Annotated in this window: 15 protein-coding genes and 2 pseudogenes; 7 read left to right on the forward strand and 10 right to left on the reverse strand. The window is 60.6% G+C overall.

The window, feature by feature from the left end; genetic code table 11:
• Positions 1-3: 3 nt before the first annotated feature.
• On the reverse strand, positions 4-516 hold the full coding sequence (locus E4U03_RS05515) for a Na(+)/H(+) antiporter subunit C (protein ID WP_135012253.1): 513 nt from the start codon (positions 514-516) through the stop codon (positions 4-6).
• A gap of 3 nt (positions 517-519) precedes the next feature.
• Positions 520-3639 carry a Na+/H+ antiporter subunit A gene (locus E4U03_RS05520; RefSeq protein ID WP_135012255.1) on the reverse strand — a complete coding sequence of 1040 codons (3120 nt, stop codon included), beginning with the start codon at positions 3637-3639 and terminating at the stop codon, positions 520-522.
• Positions 3640-3918: 279 nt separating this feature from the next.
• Here E4U03_RS05520 and E4U03_RS05525 point away from each other — a divergent pair, with 279 nt between their 5' ends.
• From E4U03_RS05525 to E4U03_RS05535, 4 genes are all read left to right on the forward strand, one after another.
• Positions 3919-4701 (forward strand): type IV toxin-antitoxin system AbiEi family antitoxin domain-containing protein, encoded by a 783-nt coding sequence (locus E4U03_RS05525; RefSeq protein WP_135012257.1) that lies wholly within the window; start codon positions 3919-3921, stop codon positions 4699-4701.
• A 21-nt stretch (positions 4702-4722) separates the two neighbouring features.
• Positions 4723-5112, forward strand: coding sequence for a nucleotidyl transferase AbiEii/AbiGii toxin family protein (locus E4U03_RS13540; RefSeq protein WP_209304126.1), 390 nt, complete (start codon positions 4723-4725; stop codon positions 5110-5112).
• Positions 5109-5624, forward strand: coding sequence for a nucleotidyl transferase AbiEii/AbiGii toxin family protein (locus E4U03_RS13545; protein WP_209304127.1), 516 nt, complete (start codon positions 5109-5111; stop codon positions 5622-5624). The genes E4U03_RS13540 and E4U03_RS13545 overlap by 4 nt, the downstream gene beginning before the upstream one ends.
• 159 nt (positions 5625-5783) lie before the next feature.
• The gene (locus E4U03_RS05535; protein ID WP_135012259.1) at positions 5784-7130 is read left to right on the forward strand and encodes a uracil-xanthine permease family protein; all 1347 of its coding nucleotides are present in this window, start codon (positions 5784-5786) and stop codon (positions 7128-7130) included.
• Between the two features lie 100 nt (positions 7131-7230).
• Here E4U03_RS05535 and E4U03_RS05540 read toward each other — a convergent pair whose 3' ends face one another.
• The 4 genes from E4U03_RS05540 to E4U03_RS05555 form a co-directional block, all read right to left on the reverse strand.
• Complete coding sequence (locus tag E4U03_RS05540) at positions 7231-8031, reverse strand: glycerophosphodiester phosphodiesterase family protein (protein ID WP_135012261.1); 801 nt, start codon at positions 8029-8031, stop codon at positions 7231-7233.
• A gap of 28 nt (positions 8032-8059) precedes the next feature.
• Positions 8060-8893 (reverse strand): Cof-type HAD-IIB family hydrolase, encoded by an 834-nt coding sequence (locus E4U03_RS05545; protein WP_135012263.1) that lies wholly within the window; start codon positions 8891-8893, stop codon positions 8060-8062.
• A gap of 224 nt (positions 8894-9117) precedes the next feature.
• A complete protein-coding gene (locus E4U03_RS05550) occupies positions 9118-9642 on the reverse strand; it encodes a YbhB/YbcL family Raf kinase inhibitor-like protein (protein ID WP_135012265.1) in 525 nt (174 codons plus the stop codon).
• 156 nt (positions 9643-9798) lie between these two features.
• Positions 9799-10743: a carbohydrate kinase family protein gene (locus tag E4U03_RS05555; RefSeq protein ID WP_135012267.1), complete on the reverse strand. Its 945-nt coding sequence runs from the start codon at positions 10741-10743 to the stop codon at positions 9799-9801.
• Positions 10744-10964: 221 nt separating this feature from the next.
• On the opposite strand from E4U03_RS05555, the gene E4U03_RS05560 reads away from it, so the two are divergent.
• Complete coding sequence (locus E4U03_RS05560) at positions 10965-12410, forward strand: glyceraldehyde-3-phosphate dehydrogenase (protein ID WP_135012268.1); 1446 nt, start codon at positions 10965-10967, stop codon at positions 12408-12410.
• Between the two features lie 106 nt (positions 12411-12516).
• On the opposite strand, the gene E4U03_RS05565 is transcribed toward E4U03_RS05560, so the two are convergent.
• From E4U03_RS05565 to E4U03_RS05580, 4 genes and pseudogenes are all read right to left on the reverse strand, one after another.
• Positions 12517-13443, reverse strand: a complete 927-nt coding sequence (locus tag E4U03_RS05565) for an ABC transporter substrate-binding protein (protein WP_135012269.1) — start codon at positions 13441-13443, stop codon at positions 12517-12519.
• A 6-nt stretch (positions 13444-13449) separates the two neighbouring features.
• A complete protein-coding gene (locus tag E4U03_RS05570; RefSeq protein WP_135012271.1) occupies positions 13450-14106 on the reverse strand; it encodes an ABC transporter permease in 657 nt (218 codons plus the stop codon).
• Positions 14103-14777, reverse strand: coding sequence for an ABC transporter permease (locus E4U03_RS05575; protein WP_135012273.1), 675 nt, complete (start codon positions 14775-14777; stop codon positions 14103-14105). Before E4U03_RS05575 ends, E4U03_RS05570 begins: the two co-directional genes overlap by 4 nt.
• A pseudogene (locus E4U03_RS05580) lies at positions 14774-15903 on the reverse strand (ABC transporter ATP-binding protein). The gene E4U03_RS05575 and the pseudogene E4U03_RS05580 overlap by 4 nt, the downstream one beginning before the upstream one ends.
• A gap of 187 nt (positions 15904-16090) precedes the next feature.
• Between E4U03_RS05580 and E4U03_RS05585 the strand changes: the two are divergent.
• Entirely contained in the window at positions 16091-16894 is an 804-nt protein-coding gene (locus E4U03_RS05585; protein ID WP_135012275.1) for an exodeoxyribonuclease III, read from the forward strand.
• A 234-nt stretch (positions 16895-17128) separates the two neighbouring features.
• Positions 17129-17415 (forward strand): annotated as a pseudogene (locus E4U03_RS05590) (helix-turn-helix domain-containing protein); the annotation flags it as partial.

Here is a 17415-nt window from a genome sequence, read left to right on the forward strand (position 1 = left end):
GGGCTAGTCCCCCTTCTTTGAGACGGTCTGCTGGGCGCTTGTCTGGCTAATTTTCTTCTTCTCTTCTGCTTCAATAAATTCTTTTTCGCGGGTCGCTTCGTCAGCGTCGAACTCCGAGGCATCGAACTCGGCAGCGGCGTCCTCTTCCTTATCGAAGGCCTCCTGCCCAGCCACGCGAATATCTTCGGCGTCGTCGGTGATTTCATCGGCCTTAGAGAGTAGCCAGGAGCGGTAGATAATACCCAGAATCAGGGCGGTCACCGCACAAGAAATCACGATAGCGGTCAGAATCAGGGCCTGCGGAAGCGGGTCGGAGTAGTCTTCAGCGGCAATGTCTTTGCTGTAGAAGGGGGCTAGACCGGCCGGGCCGCCGGCGTGCAGAATCAGGATGTTGGTCGCGTTGGTCATGAGCATGAGGCCCAGGAGCACGCGGGTCATGGAGCGGTCAAGAATGAGGTAGACCCCCACGGCGTAGAGCACGCCCATGACCAGGATCAGACTGAGGTCGATAATCATGGTTTATGCCTTTCGTGCCTTGTCGCGGGCCTGCTTTTCTTTTTTACGGCGCTCGGCCACCAGCTTGAGGTCGATACGTTCACCCAGGCTGCGCAGGATGTCGAGCACCAGGCCGATGACCAGCAGGTAGACGCCGATATCGAAGATGGTGGCGGTGACGAAGTGGACATCGCCAAAGACCGGCAGCCAGAAGTCCAGCACGTAGCTGGAGAAGATGGGGTCGCCCCATAGGGCCGGGGCCAGGGCGTAGAGGGTGGCGATGCCCAGGCCAGCTCCCAGGAAGGTTCCGGCGGAGAAGGGGGACGCCGCCCGCAGCTCCGCGCCGCCACCGGCCAGGTAGCGCACGGCGAAGGCCAGACCTACCATCAGGCCACCCACAAAGCCGCCGCCGGGCAGGTTATGGCCGGCAATCAGCATGTAGAAGGAGACGATGATGAGGGTGTGGAAGAGCAGGCGGGTCATGACCTCCAGCAGAATCGAGCGAGATTCCGGGGGCAGGGTACGGCCAGCCACGATGAAGGGGTCGCGCTCTACCGAGGAGAACTGACCCGCCACGCGCTGGGCCACAGTAATCTGGGTGCGCTTGGCGAAGGAGCTCTCGATTTTCTTCATGGCCTGGGTGTCGAGCCTGCGCACGGACGCCGAGTCGGCGCGTCCTTCGATAAAGAGCAGGGAGGCAACGCCGGTAGCGGCCAGGGCCAGCACCGAGATTTCGCCAAAGGTGTCCCAGCCACGCATATCGACCAGGGTCACGTTGACCACGTTGTAGCCGTGGCCAATTTCGTAGGCCAGGCGGGGCATCTCAAGCGAGATGGGGGCCAGGGAACGGGAGGAGAAGGTGAACATGGCCAGGGCCATCATGAGGGCCGAGAAGCCCAGGGCGATGATGACGCGCAGGGTCTTGTGGGCGCCGTCCTTACCGTCCTTGGAGCGGATGCGGGGAATCTGGCGGGGCAGCACGCGCATAGCCAGCACGAAGGCCACCAGCACGATGGTTTCAACCAGCAGCTGGGTGGTCGCCAGGTCGGGGGCGCTACGCAGGGCGAAGAGAATAGCCATGCCGTAGCCGGTCACCGAGACCATCATGATGGCCAAGAAGCGTTTGCGCACGAAGACCACGACCAGGGCCGCCACAATCATGACGATGGCAATCGACCACTGGGCCGGAGACTCAGAAACGCGAACGTTAGCCAGCGGCGGGGTCTCGTTGATGAAGAGGGCAGCGAAGGGAACCACCACAGCGGTAATCAGAATGACGCCCAGGTAGAAGCCCAGGGAGCCTCGCTGGGTCATACCGGTGACCCACACGGCCAGGCGGTCGAGCCCGTCAATCACGTCGCGGTAGACGATAGAGGCGCTGGGAGCCGAGGGCAGAATACCCTGTAGCTCTTCAATCTGCTTGCGGAAGATAAAGAGCAGGGTACCGATGGCCATGATGACCAGGGAGGTCAGCAGAGCCGGGGTGACGCCGTGCCACAGAGCCAGGTGGAGTTCAAGTTCGGTGGCGGTCTCGGGGAAGGCCTTGAGGAAGGGTTTGACGAAGAGGTGCACCGGCTCGGGGTAGAGGCCGTAGACGATAGTCAGGACGGTCAGCACCGCCGGGGCAAAGAGGAAGGTGAAGGAGACCGGGTGGAAGGCCGTGTCGGGGCTGAGCTTCTGGCCGCGGCGGTTGCGGGCAAGGGCCCGGGTGTTGATATCGATATCACCGTTGTCGACCTCTTCGAAGTCGGCAGTGCCCTTTTCTACGCGGCAGTACTTGACGCCTTCCTTGTGCATGTAGGCGTAGGGCTTGACGGCGAAGGCACCCCAAACAAAGCGGGCTGAGTAGGCGAAAGTGAGAATGGAGCCCAGGACGATAGCAATCAGGGTGGTTGCCCCCTGCCAGCCGGTGGTGTGGGAGAGGTAGGTTTCGAGCACCGATTCCTTGGCCACGAAACCGGCCAGGGGCGGAATACCCGCCATTGAGGCGGCTGAGATGGTGGCGACGGTAGCCAGCTTAGGGGCGCGGCGGTAGATGCCTGAGAGCTTGTGGATGTCGCGGGTGCCGGACTGGTGGTCGATAATACCGACCGAGAGGAAGAGGGTCGCCTTGAACAGGGAGTGAGCCACCATGAGCGCCATAGCCGCGTAGATGGCGTCTGGAGTTCCCCCCGAGATCACCAGGGCCAGGAAGCCCAGCTGGGAGACGGTACCGTAGGCCAGAATCAGCTTGAGGTCGGTCTGTTTGAGAGCAGCCCAGCCGCCGAACACCATAGTGAAGGCGCCGAAGATAATCAGGACGTTCTGCCAGATAGCCACCTCGCCGTAGCCGGGAGCCAGGCGCAGCAGGATGTAGATACCGGCCTTGATCATCGCCGCCGCGTGCAGGTAGGCAGAGACCGGGGTGGGGGCGGCCATAGCGCCGGGTAGCCAGAAGTGCAGGGGGAAGATCGCTGATTTGGAGAGGGCACCGCAGAGAATCAGCACGAGGGCGGCAGAGAGCATGCCCATGGTCAGAGGGCCGTGCCCCTCCTGGGCGGCGGCGAGGACGCTCGGGCCCCGCTCCACGAGTTCAGCCAGGGAGTAGGTGCCCAGGCTGTAGCCCAGCATGACGATACCGACCAGCATGGCCAGGCCACCTGCGGTGGTGACAGTGAGGGCCTGCAGGGCGGAACGGCGGGCTGAGAGGCGGTGGCGGGAATAGCCGATGAGCAGGTAGGAGAGAATGGTGGTGATTTCCCAGAAGATGAACATGAGAATGAAATCATCTGCGGTAATCAGACCGAACATGGCACCGGCAAAGCCGAAGAGGTAGGCCGCGAACTGGCCGTTATCGCCGGTGGAGTGCTTGAAGTAGCTGGCGCAGTAGAAGAGCACCAAGGAGCCTACGCCCAGGACCAGCAGGCTCATGACCCACGAGAGGGTGTCCATGCGGAAGGTAAGCGCCATGTCCAGCTCGGGAATCCACTGGTAGCTCTCGCTCCAAGGGGTGCCGCCGAGAATCTGACCGGTTTTGGTCAGCACCAGGGCGAGCACGGCAGCTGGAATCGCGGCCAGCAGGTAGAAGGTTGAGGTGCCCATGCGGCGGTAAAGCCAGGGGGTCACTATGGACACGAGCAGGAAAAGCGCAAGAACTGTGGTCACGTATCGGCCCTTAGGGTCAGCGGCGGTAGGAGCCGTCACCCGCGGGGCAAGGACGGCAAGACTCTCTCCTTTAAAGAGTAGGCATACTTAGTTTACCTGTCGATGACCCCGGTCTCATAGAGCCTGTAATATTTCATTTATTTCTGTGCGGTCCGTACGGTGCAAACCCTGATACATATTTCCCACTCTTCGGCGCAAGCATGACCATACGCCATGCCACTCTTTCACCTTTACCCATATACTGTCTGCATATGTTTCATTATGTGCAACAATTGAAGCATGGCTTTTGAGGAAGTAAGAGAAATTGCAGCTGAGCAGTACGGCCTGTTCACTACTGCACAGGCCGAAAATCTGGACCTGGCACGTTTGAAGGTCCATCGTCTAGCACAGGCAGGCAGAATCCGTCAGGTACGCAGAGGGGTTTACTCCACGGAGCCATTTCAGAGCGACAACCTCGAAGATTTACGGGCAGCTTGGCTTTCACTTGATCCAGCCAAAACAGTAGCAGAACGCCTGGCTGACGATGCATGCGCCGTGGCCGCAACCTCATCAGCCGCGCATGTGTTTGGAGTCGGCAACCTCATGACCTACAAACATGAGTTCTTCTCCCCGCAACGGAAACAATCAAGGGCGGATGACCTTCATATCCGGGTACGGACGATTCCTGCCGCTGATCTTGCAACAGTACAGGGGATACGAATAACTACAGTTACTCGCACCGTGCTTGATTTACTAGCCGATGGCGAAGAGCTAGAACACGTCAGCGCTCTGCTACTGGGAGCGGTTCAAAAGAACCTTGATGTTGATTGGCAGAGACTGCACAAGGAATCTGCCCGCTTCGAAAAGGTCTATGGGATCAACGGGTCAACTATTTTCTCAGCCCTATTCTCAGCAGCTTCGAATGAAGTGGAGCAAGCAAGTTTTGCCCAGGATATCGCTAGACAAAGTTTCCCGGACGTCAGCGAACAGGTAGCAAAGATGTGGAGCCAGCAGCTTGAACTAATGCTTCACAACATCACAGAAAATTACCCACCTCCAAGACCTCGCTTTCCGCAAAAGTAGCAGAACCGCAGGAGACCACAGATGAATCATGAGCCGAGAAGTTACCGCCAGGGTAGAGCTTCTGCTAATGGTGGCAGAGTGCAGTTTGCAACGATTTCTAAAGCTGAACGGGTAGAACACTATCATCGCAGTATTGTGCTCGCCCGCTTCTTCGCAAATACAGATAAGAGATGGGTATTGAAGGGTGGCACGGCCCTCGTCTGGAGAGACCCTAATGCAAGAGCTACTCGTGATCTGGATATTTTTAATCAGAGTGCGGAAGATATCCAGAAAGCAGTTGAAGAGTTCAAGGAGGCCCTCAAAGAGATATCAACTGCGCCGTTTGATATCAGTTTCGAATGTGAAAGCGATCCTGGCCGTATAACGGTTTCAGGCAACCGCAGAGCACAAGCATTCGGGTTCACCTTTTGAATGAGTTTGGTCGAAGAGTCCCCAACCCCATTTCAATTGATGTAGTGGTGGGTTGCCAGGTGACCGGTGAGCTAGAAGAAAGACGCGCACAACCGCTTGAAGATGCTTTACAAACAGAGCTTCCACTGATTTTGCTCTACCCGATAGTGGATTATTTAGCTGACAAGGTAGCTGCCACGATGCAAACCTATGAGCAGTTGAGCAAAGAGAATCCAAGCACTAGAGTCAAAGATTTGGTTGATATCGTCCATATAGCGTTAACGGAAACGATTGAAGGCACCCAGCTTCACACGGCTTTAGAATCCGAGCGTCTCGAACGCGGACTCACACGGTATACCGAAGGGCTACTCTGCCCTGACTCCTGGAAGACTTTATATACGAACCGAAAAGTAAAGAAGGGAAAAGCACCCGAGTCTTATGATGAGGCACTAAGCATAGCTAAAGCCCTCATTAATCCTGCTATCCGAGGTGAAGTTAATGGAAAAATATGGCGAGCCGGAGCCTGGTATTAAAGAACAGCCAAAGCTCATTTTTCCCAGGGGAAAATAAAAACGGCGCCAAAGCACGCGTCTCTACCTAAATCACACCACATTCCCCGCTATCGGGCGTCCGCGCGCCCCTTCCACGGCGTAAAATAAGGACGATTTACCCACACACTGCGAAAGCATCTCATGTCTAACGGTTCCCAGCCCGAAAAGGGCTCCCAGCTTGGCTTCGCCTGGTCCCTGCACAGCGACGGCAAGAACATCACCCCGGGCGGGGTCGTCCGCCCCCTCGAACGCCTCACTTGGGGCCGCACCATCGGTATCGGCGCCCAGCACGTCGTTGCTATGTTCGGTGCGACCTTCCTGGTGCCCCTGCTGACCGGTTTCCCACCGGCCACCACCCTTTTCTTCTCGGGTATCGGCACCATGCTCTTCCTGCTGATAACCGCAGGACGCGTGCCCTCCTACCTGGGTTCGTCCTTCGCCTTTATCGCACCCCTTGCGGCGGCCACCAACCAGTACGGCCCCGGCGGCGCCCTGGGCGGTATCGTCATGGCCGGTGTCTCCCTGTTCATTGTTGGCCTGATTGTTCAGGTCGCCGGAACCGGCTGGCTAACCAAACTCATGCCCCCGGTCGTCACCGGCTCCATCGTGGCCCTGATTGGCTTCAACCTGGCGCCGTCCGCCAAGAATAACTTCATGGAAGCACCCGTTACCGCCCTGGTGACGCTGAGCTCCATCATCCTGATTTCGGTGCTCTTCAAGGGCATGATTGGCCGCCTGTCGATTCTGCTGGGCGTCATCATTGGCTACATCACCGCTGTGCTGCGTAGTGAAGTGAAGTTTGAGAAGATTCAGCAGACCTGGGAAGCCGAAGGCCTCATTGGTCTACCCCACTTCCAGCACCCCGAATTCCACTGGAACCTGGCAGGCCTCTTCATTCCTGTCATTCTGGTGCTGGTTGCCGAGAACATCGGTCACGTGAAGTCCGTTGCCCTCATGACCGGGGATAATCTCGACAAGTACTCCGGCCGCGCCCTCATGGCGGACGGCCTCGCCACCACCCTAGCCGGTGCCGGCGGCGGTTCAGGTACCACCACCTACGCCGAAAATATCGGTGTTATGGCGGCAACCAAGGTCTACTCCACCGCCGCTTACTGGGTTGCTGCGATTTTCGCCGTCCTGCTCTCGATCTTCCCGGTCTTCGGTGCGGCCGTGGCGTCTGTGCCAGCCGGTGTGCTGGGCGGCGCTGCCACCGTGCTGTACGGCATGATTGGTATGCTGGGTGTGCGTATCTGGGTTGAGAACCGTGTGGACTTCTCGAACCAGGTCAACCTGACCGCCGCGTCCGTGGCCCTGATTGTAGGTATTGCTGACTACACCTGGGATATTGGCGATTTACAGTTCGCCGGTATTGCCCTGGGTACCGCCGCGACCCTGGTGGTCTACCACCTGATGGCGGCGCTCAATAAGGCGTCGAAGGCCCACCCGGAGCCGCTGACTCCGACCGAGGCTAAGGGAGACGTCCACTAGTCTCTCCCTTGCCCCGGAGCGCTTGCAAGGGGACCAGATTTCCAAAAAGGGACCGCATATTATGCGGTCCCTTTTTGATTTTGCGGTCCCCTTGTTGCTGTTAGGAGGCGAGGACGCCCACGAGCAGGTCGGTGCGGTTAGTGACGATTCCGTTGACCCCCAGGGCGATGAGTTCCCGCATGGTACGTTCATCGTCGATCGTCCACACGTGCACCTCCACCCCGGCCCGGCGGGCAGCAGCCACCAACTTGCGGTCAACAATGCGCAGACGGCGGCCAGCGACCCGATGATAGGCAGGAACCTGAACCGCGTCGAAGGGAAGCATGAACCTGCGGGTTAAGGGCTTGAGAAAACTCCACAGACTAGGGTGTATGCGCGATAGGGCATAGAAAAAAGTGAAGGCCGGTTGCGAGGCACTCAGGGGAATCTGCACCCCTAGATCTTGGGCCGCCCGGTGCGCCTGCCGCAGGCGGCGCTCCGAAAAGGACGCCAGTCGCACCCGCTCTACCGCACCGGCAGCTACCAGCACCCGGGCAACCTCGGCCGCCGAGCCAGCGTCCTTAAGGTCAATATTGAAGCGGGTCTCTGGGAAGGCCTCGAGCATGTCGCGCAGGCGGGAAATCTGACCACCGTCCACCAGGTTCAAGTCACGCAGCTGATCCCAGGTCATCTCAGCTACCCGGCCGGGGCGGCCCACAAGGCGGTTGAGGGTTGGGTCATGAAAAATCAGCACCTGGCCGTCAGCGGTGGTGTTCACGTCGGTTTCGAGCCAGTGGGCCCCGGCATCGAGGGCACAGCGGAAAGCTCCCTCGGTGTTTTCAGCCTGGCCTATAGCGAGCCCCCTATGGGCGTAAATCTGGGTGTGGTCAGGCGAAGACGATGAAAATGCGTGTGAAGGCATGGGAACCAGTATATTACCGGCCAGTAACTTAGGCCTGCCACCCCTCGCGTTCAGCCAGCATGCGCTCGATAATCTGAGCAACGCCGTCCTCTTCAAACCCCGGGCAGATACGCCCCACCCGGTCTTTGAGCTCCGGCAGGCCCGAGGCCATCACATAGCCGTGGCCCGCCCAGTCCAGCATTTCGTAGTCATTGGGCATGTCGCCAAAAGCAGCTACCTCATCTGGGCTAATGCCCAGAGAGGCCGCGAAGTCGGCCAGAACCCGACCCTTATTCAGCCCCCGCTGCGCAATTTCCACCAGGGGCTGGTAGGGGGCAGAGCGCGTTACCGATGCCCGCTCCCCCACGATTTCTTGCACATGGGCCAATAGGTCAGCAGGTACCGCACCATCCCGAAACAGCAGATACTTAACCATCTCAGCGTCGGGCGCCAGGATTTCTTCCAGCTGCCCCTCGACCACCTTACTGGTGTCTTCCTGAACGTGCGGGTCATAGGTTCCCTGCACATAGACATATTCCAAGGTCTCCGCGATGTAAAGAGCCCCCGGGAAAGCCTGCTCCAGCTCGGCGTGCAGAGCCAGAGTTTCAGCCCCGCTAATAGTGCGGGTGGCAACCACCTGTGAGCGGGCAATATCGAACGTCACCGCACCGTTAGAGCAGAAAGCAAAAGAGTTCTCGCCATTCCACTCCTCGCCGAGCTGTTCCAGCACGGGAGCCATCCAGCGCAGGGGGCGGCCGGTCACAAAGACGATACGGACGCCAGCATCCGCCGCCGCGTGCAGGGCCTGCAGGGTGCGGGGGCGGAACCTGAAATCACTCCCGATGAGGGTGCCGTCCAGGTCGCTGGCAATCAGTTTAATCATGCTTTACATTCTAGAGGCTTATTCAAAGGGGGCAGGTGAAGCAGGCTCGCAGCGAAGCTGCTGGCTCGGCGGCTGGCGTGAATCGCTTGTGATGAGCACCGAGATTCCGAGCGCGCGAGGAAAATAAATCTCGGCGCGAATCTGGCGAGCCTGCGAGCCAGCTAGCGAACCAGCGAGAGGGTCGGCAGCAAGCGCGAGCCTGCTGATTCTGGCGAGAGAAGATTCTAGTTCTCTTCTTCGTAGGTCGCCGTTAAGAAGGCTCGGGCGATGCCGTGGAAGAAGAGGTTGAAGTTGACCACGGCGGGGCTGGCGTTTTCGTCGATGTCGAGTTTTTCCACGTCAACGGCGGTGACGCAGAAGATGTAGCGGTGGGGGCCGTGGCCAGCAGGCGGGGCTGCGCCAATGAAACCGCGGGTACCGCCGTCGTTGAGATGTCCTAGGGCCCCTTCGGGCAGGTTTTCGGCGGCGCCGGTGGCCAGTTCGGTGACCGAGGCGGGAATATTCGAAACCGCCCAGTGCCAGAAACCTGAGGGGGTGGGGGCGTCCGGGTCAAAGCAGGTCACCACAAAGGACTTGGTTTCTGCGGGGAAGCCGCTCCACGACAGCTGGGGCGAGACGTCCTCGCCGCCTGCGCCCATCATCCCGGACACCTGGGCGCGGGGCAGGGTCTCTCCCTCAGTGATATCGGCGGACGCCAGCGTAAAGGTAGGTAGGTCAGGCAGCTCTGCGTAGGGTTCGCGGTTGAGCATGGGGGGCCTCCTCGTCGTTGATGGGCTTTGGCTATGCACTCACCAGTCTACTGACTACCACCCCTCACGAAAAGGGACCTGAAAACTAAAGAAGGACCGCAAAATATGCGGTCCTTCTTTAGTTTTGCGGTCCCCTCGGGGAGGGGAGCGGAGGAACTAACCCTGCGGGTAGAGCACAGCGTTCAGTGCGTCGCGGCTGGGCGGGTTAGCGCCCTCGCGGGAGACGGTGATGCCGGCAGCAACCGCTGCGAAAGCCAGGATTTCCTTGAGGTCGTCCTTGCTCAGCAGCTCAATGGCGGCGCGGGCGCCCTGGCCCTTGATGTCGCGATCGAGCAGGGCCGCGATGAGGGCTGACATGAGGGAGTCGCCTGCACCCACGGTATCGGCGACCTCTACCCGGTAGGCGGGCAGGGCGATGCCGTCGGGCGAGGTCTTACGGGTGATAGCCCAGGGGCCCATTTCACCGCGGGTTACAACCACCAGGGAGGCCCCTAGCTCCAGCCAGGCCCGAGCTGATTCTTCCAGGGTGCGGTTGGGGTAGAGCCACAGCAGGTCCTCGTCAGAAGCCTTCACCACATCCGAGTGGCGCACGATGCTCTCAGCCCAGGCGCGGGCTTCTGCAGCGTCGGGCACGATGGAGGGGCGGCAGTTGGGGTCGTAAGAAATCAGGGCGTGGGGGGCTGCCTGCTTGACGGTGTTGAGCACAGCGGACGCACCGGGCTCCAACATGGCGCCAATAGAACCCACATGCACTGCGGTGGCATTCTTGCCCACCTCGTCGAGCGCCGCCTGGGCAGCGTCGAGTGACCAGTCGATATCGAACTCGTACTCAGCGGCGCCGGTTTCGCCAATAGTTGCCTGGGCAACGGAGGTCTCTTTGGCGTCAGCACCGACAGGGAGCAGGACGCCCGAGGCGCGCAGGTGCGCGTCGATAAGTTCACCGTAGGCGTCCTTGCCGTAGCGGCCAATGAACTGGGCCTCGTGGCCCAGGCGGGAGACGCCGACGGCAACGTTCATGGGGGAACCGCCGGGGTGGGCGTGGGATTCGGCGCCGGGGCGCTGGACAACATCTACGAGGGCTTCGCCAATGACTGTGAGCATGCCCTTATTTTACCGGCTGTGGCCCCTGCCTCAGAGAAGTCTCGCGTCACAAACTCCACATGTGAGAGAACAAACTATAAACTTATGTCTGTAGTGCCCACCAGCCCGTCGTGCCCGTGCACAAATCGGGGTGTGGGCCGCCAGTCACCAGCTACCAGCGCACCGCCGCGCTGCTAACCGATGAGTTCAATGACGCTACTCATCGAGGAAGAGGTCACACCATGACTATTTCTGCCGACAACGCTCACGAGCAGTGGCTTGCCTCTGAGGCTGAAGCCGAAGCTATGATCCCCTTGATTGGCAAGCTGAATCGAGAGAACAATGTGGTTGTCTCTATTCACGGCCACAGCCTAATCAATAAGTCTGTTATTCAGATTTTGAAGGCTCACCGTTTTGCCCGTCAGATTGATGATGTTGAGCTGAACCCGGCTGATTCCCTGAAGATCCTTGAAATTGTGAGCACCCTCGACCTGGGTGCCTGCTCGCTGGGTCTGGCCAGCCTGCAGCGCAAGTTTGAGGCTTCTGGCGCCGGTGATCTTGAGGCCTGGCTGAAGGAAGAACTGGCTCCCGTCGTCGGTAAGAAGGGCCAGATTGAGGCTACCTCGCAGGACGTCGTACTCTACGGTTTCGGCCGTATCGGCCGCCTGCTGGCCCGCATTCTGCTGGAGCGTTCTACCGGCTCCGGCCCCAAGCTCCGCGCCGTTGTGGTTCGCAAGAACACCGACAATGACCTCTACAAGCGCGCCTCTCTGCTGCGCCGCGACTCCGTCCACGGCGCTTTCAAGGGCACTATCCGCGTGGACGAAGAGAACTCCACCATCATCGCCAACGGCACCCCCATCAAGTTCATCTACGCCTCTGACCCGGCCGAGGTCGACTACACCGCCCACGGCATTGAAAACGCTATCGTGGTCGATAACACCGGCCGCTGGCGCGACAAGGACGGCCTCTCCCGCCACCTACAGGCCAAGGGGGCTGCGCGCGTCCTGCTCACCGCTCCCGGCAAGGGCGTGAAGAACATCGTCTGCGGCGTCAACGACGACATCATCGAAGATAGCGACACCGTACTGTCAGCGGCCTCCTGCACCACCAACGCCATCACCCCCGTGCTGGCCGTTATGGACGAGGTCTTCGGCGTCAAGCGCGGCCACGTTGAGACCGTACACTCCTTCACCAACGACCAGAACCTAATCGACAACTTCCACAAGGGTGACCGCCGCGGCCGCTCCGCTGCCCTGAACATGGTGATTACCGAGACCGGCGCCGCCAAGGCTGTGTCCAAGGCCCTGCCCCAGCTCGAGGGCAAGCTGACCGGCAACGCTATTCGCGTCCCCACCCCCGACGTCTCCATGGCTATTCTGAGCCTGCAGCTCAACAAGCCCGTCGGCTCTAAGGAAGAACTCAACGACCTGCTGCGCGAGCGCTCCCTGCGCTCCAACCTGCGCCGCCAGATTGACTACACCGACTCACACGAGGTCGTGTCAACCGACTTCGTGGGCTCCCGCGCCGCCGGTGTAGTAGACGGCCTGGCTACCATCACCTCCGGTGACGATAACGCCATTCTCTACGTCTGGTACGACAACGAGTTCGGCTACTCCTGCCAGGTAATTCGCGTGCTTGAGACCATGATCGGCGGTAAGCTGCAGAGCTTCCCCGTAGCAATCTAAGAGCGCGGACGCCCGCCGCACGTTCTGGTGCCCTCGGCTAGTTATGCCGGGGGCACCTGCTTTTTAGGAGGCAGCAAACGTAAGCCCGTCCGCCAAGAATCTCGGGTTACGCGAAGTTTTCGCTCACCCAGTCCTCCGCGGCGGTGGCGGGGGCTGCTTTTTCGGTGCCCGAGACGCGCGTGTTCAGTTCAATCAGGGTCTCTGTGGTGAGTAGGGCGGACACCTCGTCGAGCACGCGGGCGGCTGCTACCGAGACCTGGTGGGTGTTAATGACGGGTAATACCTGCTGGGCCAGAATCATGTTTTTGGGATCCTCAAGTACCACGAAGTTGTTGGCGGTGATGGCGGGGTCGGTGGAGAAGAGGTCCACAATGTCGACGGTGCCGTCGGCCAGGGCTGAGACGGTGAGCGGGCCGCCGCCGTCATTGATGGGCTCGAAGGACGCCGGAGTAAAGCTGTAGAGGCGCTCTAGGCCGGGCAGGCCGTAAGCTCGTTCCGCGAATTCCGGGGGTGCCCCTAGGCTGAGCTGGCCGCTGAGGGCGGTGAGGTCGTCCAGGCTGGTCAGACCGTGCTCTTCGGCGGTAGCGGCGGTGACAACCAGGGAGTCCTTGTTCTCTGCCTGCGAGGCTGCCAGAACGCCCAGCTCCTCGGGCAGGGCAGCGGGGAGGGCCTGCACGATTTCTTCGGCGGTGATGGCTGTAGTCTCTGCGTCGAAGTAGAGCAGGAGGTTGCCGGAGTAGTCGGGTACCACCGAGACGGTACCTTCACCGAGAGCCCCGAGGTAGGCTTCGCGGGCGCCAATAGCGGGGCTGGTGGTGGCGTCTAGGCCGCGGGTGCGCAGGGCGGCGGCGTAGATTTCGGCGATAATTTGCGATTCGGTGAAGTCGGCTGAGCCCACGGTAATGGTGCCGGTGGTGCTCCCGCTGCCAAAGGCGGTGGAGCCGTCAAGACCGCAGGCGGAAAGGCCTAGAGCCCCGGCGGCGAGTCCTGCCCCGGTGAAGAGGGAGCGTCGGGTGAGGTGGGGTAATGTCATGGGTGTTTACCTTAGTCCGGGGTAGGTGAGAGCTCTCTGCACAAGGGCAAGTAGAGCATCGACGATCAGGGCGAGGGCGGCAACGAGCAGGACGGCCGCGACCATGCGGGTGTAGTCGCGCACTGCCAGCCCATCGATGAGGTAGCGCCCTAGCCCGCCAAGGTTGATGTAGGCAACCACGGTGACGGTTGCGATGATTTGTAGCACCGCGTTACGGATACCACCAAAAATGAGGGGCAGGGCCACGGGAATTTCTACCCGGGTGAGCACCTGCCAGCCGGTCATGCCCTGGGCGCGGGCGGCGTCCTTAATAACGGGGTCCACAGCCGCAATACCGGCGTAGGTGCCCGCCAGGAGCGGGGCGATAGCCAGTATGACGAGGGCAAGTGCCGGGGCGGTCAGCCCCAGTCCCAGCCAGAGAGCAAAGAGGGTGAGCAGGCCCAGGGTGGGCAGGGCTCGCAGGGCACCGGTGAGAGCTACAACCAGGTTCTGCCCCTTGCCGGTGTGCCCCACCCAGGCACCGAGCGGCAGGGCGATAGCTGTCGCGACCAGCAGCACCAGGCCAGAGTAGGCCAGGTGCTCGCCAAGACGCTGCCAGATACCGCCGGTGCCCGCCCAGGCGCCGGGGGCGGTGAACCAGGCCCAGACGTCCTGAAAAATCATGGGTTCCTCCAACGGGTGAGTGCGGCGCCGACCAGGGCCAGCAGGCGGTCGAGCACGAGAGCAAGGACGAGGGTGAGCAGGATTCCGGTGATGATTTCAGCCGGTAGGTCCCGGCGCAGGCCATCGGCGAAGAGGGTGCCGAGGGACTGGATGCCAATGACAGCCCCCACCGACACCATAGAAATATTCGAGACCAGGGCAACGCGTAAACCTGCGATCATGACGGGTAGCGACAGGGGTAGCTCAACCTGCCAGAAGCGGCGCAGCGGGGTATAGCCCACGGCTGTGGCGGCTTCGAGGGTGATGGGTGAGACCGATTCAAAGGCGTCCACGGCGCTGCGCACCATCATGGCTACCACGCAGATAGTCAGCGCCACATAAACGTTGAGCGGGGAGGTGATGGAGGTGCCCAGCACCAGGGGCATGAGCACAAACAGCGCTAGTGAGGGCACGGTGTAGAGCAGGGCGGCGCCGTTGACGACCGCCCCTTTACGCACCTGGCCGCCGGTGGTGTAGGCCTCGGTGGAACGTCCGTCCGCCCGTCGCCCCAGAGCCAGGCGGGCCAGGGGTAGGGCGAGGGCAAAGCCCACCACTACCGGGATTACCGACTGCGCCAGGTGCAGCGTGGTGAGCTGCCCGATGTAGGGCAGGTTCGCTAGAAACCAGCTCATGCGGACGCCCCGCTACCGGGGGTCTCGTCGGTGGACTCTCGGCCCGTATCGGCCCCATTAGCACGGGCCCAGGGGGCTTCCAGGCCGTAGCGCAGGTAGCGCTCCTGCCGGGTTGCTTCGAGCACGTTATCGGCCTCCAGCAGGCCCAGGACCAGACCCTGTTCGTCAACCGCCACACCCCAGCCGGAGGGGGACGACAGCACCGAATCCAGAGCATCACGCAGGGTCCCACCCTGCACGAAAAGGGAGCCACCGGGCAGGTGCCGGCCGCCGGTGACCCAGCCGTCGGGGCGTCCGTCCGCTAGTCTCAGCTGCCAGCCCTCGGCCTCAGTGGCTTGCAGGGGCGGACGGCCACGTTCCCCGCCCCGGCGAAAGTCAAGCGGCGCATGCCGCGGTCGCGCCCCACAAAAGAAGCGACGTAGTCGCAGGCCGGGGCCCGCAAAATCTCTTCGGGGGTGCCGAACTGGGCGATGGTGCCGCCGGGGGCAAAGACGGCAATGTAGTCCCCCAGGAGCACAGCTTCGTCGATATCGTGGGTGACGAAGACGATGGTGCGCTGGAGCTTCTGCTGCAGGTCGAGAAGGCTCTGCTGCAGGTCAGCCCGCACCACGGGGTCAATGGCGCTAAAGGGCTCATCCATGAGCAAAATATCTGACTGCCCCGCCAGGGCTCGGGCCACCCCCACGCGCTGGGCCTGACCACCCGATAGCTGGGCCGGGTACTTGCTGGCAGATGCGCGGTCTAGGCCCACGGTATCGAGAAGTTCTAGGGCCTCTGCACGGGCCTGCTTCTTGGCCACCCCTTTGAGACGGGGCACGGTGGTGATGTTATCGAGCACGCTCTGGTGGGGCATGAGCCCCGCCTGCTGCAGCACATAGCCCATAGAGCGGCGCAGCTCGTGAGCGGGGCCGGAGGTGTTGACTTCTCCCCGCACCAAAATCTCCCCGCCGGTATGTTCTACCATGCGGTTAATCATGCGCAGGGAGGTCGTTTTACCGCAGCCCGAGGGGCCCACAAAAACCGTGATGCTCCCCCGAGGAATGCTGAGGTTAAGGTTGTCTACCACCACCGTGTCACCGTATTTCTTGGTGACAGACCGGAATTCAATAGCGGGGGGCGCTGCCATACATGCTCTTTCGTTTGAGGTGGGGCGGGTTTTGCTCTAGCAACCTAACGCCCACGGGCTCCAGCCTATTCCAGTGACTTCCAAAACAGCAAGTACCCTGTCATAAATGCAGCTGCCCTGCTTACTGTGACAGGCACTTGCAGTTTTAAGGGTGGGGGGGGGGTAGGTGGGTTGCTAGGCTAGTGACATGAAAATTGCTACCTGGAACGTGAACTCTATCCGTGCCCGCGCCGATCGCGTGGAAGACTGGCTAGAGCGCAGCGACGTAGACGTCCTAGCCATCCAAGAAACCAAGGCCACCGATGAGACCTTCCCCTACGAGATTTTTGAGTACTCGGGCTATGAGGTGGCCCATTTTGGGCTGTCACAGTGGAACGGGGTGGCTCTGGCCTCCCGCGTGGGGCTTGAGGACATTCAGCGCACCTTCACCAACCAGCCGGCTTTTGGCAAGCCAGGGGAGGACGCCGTCGTTGAGGCCCGCGCAATCGGGGCCACCTGCGGCGGGGTTCGGGTCTGGAGCCTCTACGTGCCCAACGGCCGCGGTATCAATGACCCGCACATGCCCTATAAGCTGGCTTGGCTTGAGGAGCTCCGCAAGGACGCCGCCAGCTGGCTAGCGCAGGACCCCGCAGCACAGTTCGCCCTGGTGGGGGACTTTAATATTGCCCCGCTCGATGAGGACGTATGGGATATCGACTTCTTTAGGGAAAACCAGATGACTCACGTGACCGAGCCTGAGCGGGCGGCCTTTAGGGCTTTTCTTGAAGAGCCTCTGGGGCTGGCTGATGTGGCTCGTGAGCATATCACCGTGCCCTACACCTACTGGGACTACACCAAGCTACGTTTCCCCAAGAACGAGGGGATGCGCATTGATTTTCAGCTCTACTCCCCCGCGCTGGCCCAGCGGGTTGTGGGCGCCGAAATTGACCGTAAAGAGCGCAAGGGCAAGGGCGCCTCAGACCACGCCCCGGTGATTGTTGAGATTAACTAAAAACAGCCCCGGCCTGTGTGAACTGCTCCCCATAAGTTGGACTACTAAAAAACAGTCACCAACTAATGGGGAGCATCTCCTATGCGAGCACGAAGCTCACTCACCCAACACCAACGAGAACAACTCATCCACCTCTTCCAACAAGGCACAGGAAGCAAAGCAGCAGCCAGAGAACTCAACATCTCCCGCTACGCCGCAGAAGCACTCGAACGCCGCTACAAACTCCATGGCACACTATGCCTTATGGAAAAACCAACCAAACAGCACTACCCCTACGACATCAAAAAAGAAGTCGTTACCCGAAACCTCAAGGGCGAATCTAGAATGCACCTAGCCCAAGAATTCGGCCTCTCATCAGATAACCTCGTCAAAAACTGGGTACGCGCATGGCGTGATGGCGGGGACGAAGCACTCATGCCAAAACCTAAAGGACGCCCCAAAGGCTCCACCAAACCAAAGACACTCACAGAGGAAGATAAGCTTCGCCGTGAGGTTGAAAAGCTGCGGGCTGAAAACGCCTA

The organism is Rothia nasimurium, assembly GCF_004569295.1.
GTDB lineage: Bacteria > Actinomycetota > Actinomycetes > Actinomycetales > Micrococcaceae > Rothia > Rothia nasimurium_B.